Source organism: Rhizobium sp. BK661 (assembly GCF_024808825.1).
Classification (GTDB): Bacteria; Pseudomonadota; Alphaproteobacteria; order Rhizobiales; family Rhizobiaceae; genus Rhizobium.
On record NZ_JANTYT010000061.1, the window covers coordinates 1 to 1,272 of the forward strand.

Annotated in this window: 1 protein-coding gene; it reads right to left on the bottom strand. The window is 57.9% G+C overall.

The features are described from left to right. Positions 1–18 precede the first annotated feature (18 nt). Positions 19–1,208, bottom strand: a protein-coding gene (locus tag FHX16_RS31410; RefSeq protein ID WP_183865230.1) for an IS3 family transposase whose coding sequence is annotated in 2 segments (ribosomal slippage) — positions 19–959 and positions 959–1,208 — 1,191 coding nt in all. Because the reading frame shifts where the segments join, the coding sequence is not laid out codon by codon here. Between the last annotated feature and the right edge of the window lie 64 nt (positions 1,209–1,272).

The following is a 1,272-nucleotide window of genomic DNA, read 5'->3' on the forward strand; positions in this document are numbered from 1 at the left end:
TGACCTTGCCCCCAAGTTTTATCCAGTTTTAAGTTCGCTCCGGCGGTTTTGGGTTGCTGTATTTGGGGCGGTAGCGGCGGGTTGCGGTGCGGAGCCATTCCGGCTGCGCAGCACCGCATCACGTCGCGGGTTGATTGTCTGAGCGAACTCGGCAGGTGTCATCCAGCCGAGTCCAGAGTGTGGTCGATGATCGTTGTAATCGCTGCGCCAGTTTGAAAGCGCTGATCGAGCATGGGTCAGTGACGAGAAGAGCGTTTCATTCAGGAGCTCGTCTCGCAGCCGTCCATTAAAGCTTTCGATGAAGGCGTTCTGGATCGGTTTGCCCGGTGCGATGTAGTGCCAATCGACTGTCGTCCGGTCGGCCCATTGCAGGATCGCGTTGCTGGTGAACTCACTGCCGTTGTCGCTGACGATCATCTTGGGCTTGCCACGTTCCTCGATGATCCGATCAAGCTCACGGGCAACTCGCAGGCCGGAAAGCGATGTGTCGGCGACGAGTGCCAGGCATTCTCTGGTGCAATCGTCGACGACCGTCAAAACCCGGAACCTGCGACCATCGGTGAACTGATCCGATACGAAGTCCAGTGACCAGCGATAATTGGCGGCAAGCGGGATCAGCATCGGTGCTCGTGTGCCTATCGCTCGCTTGCGGCCGCCGCGCTTGCGCACCGTCAGCTTCTCTTCCCGATAGAGCCGGAAGAGCCGCTTGTGGTTCACAAGGTGACCCTCACGCCTGAGCAGCACATGTAGGCGTCGATATCCAAAGCGGCGGCGTTCATGCGCCAGCGCCTTCATCCGCTCGCGAAGATCATGGTCATCGCTGCGCGTGGTTTCGTAACGGATCGTCATCCGGCAAAAGCCGATGGCTTTACACGCCCGCCGTTCGCTCATCCGATGTTGGTCCATCAGATGCGCGACAGCTCGCCGCTTTGCTGCGGGCGTCACCACTTCTTTCCCAAAAGGTCTTTCAAAGCTGCATTGTCGAGCATGGCATCCGCCAGAAGCCGTTTCAGCTTCGTGTTCTCGTCCTCCAGCGTCTTCAGTCGCTTGGCTTCCGACACCTCCATGCCACCGAACTTGGCTTTCCACTTATAGATGCTGGCATCGCTGACGCCGTGCTTGCGGCAAAGCTCCGAGACCGGCGTACCCGCCTCGTGCTCCTTCAGAATGCCGATAATCTGTTCGTCTGTGAAACGGCTGCGCTTCATTCCCTGGTCCTCTCAATGGGCCAGAGCTTACTTCAAAATGGATTATTTCAACGGGGCAAGGTCA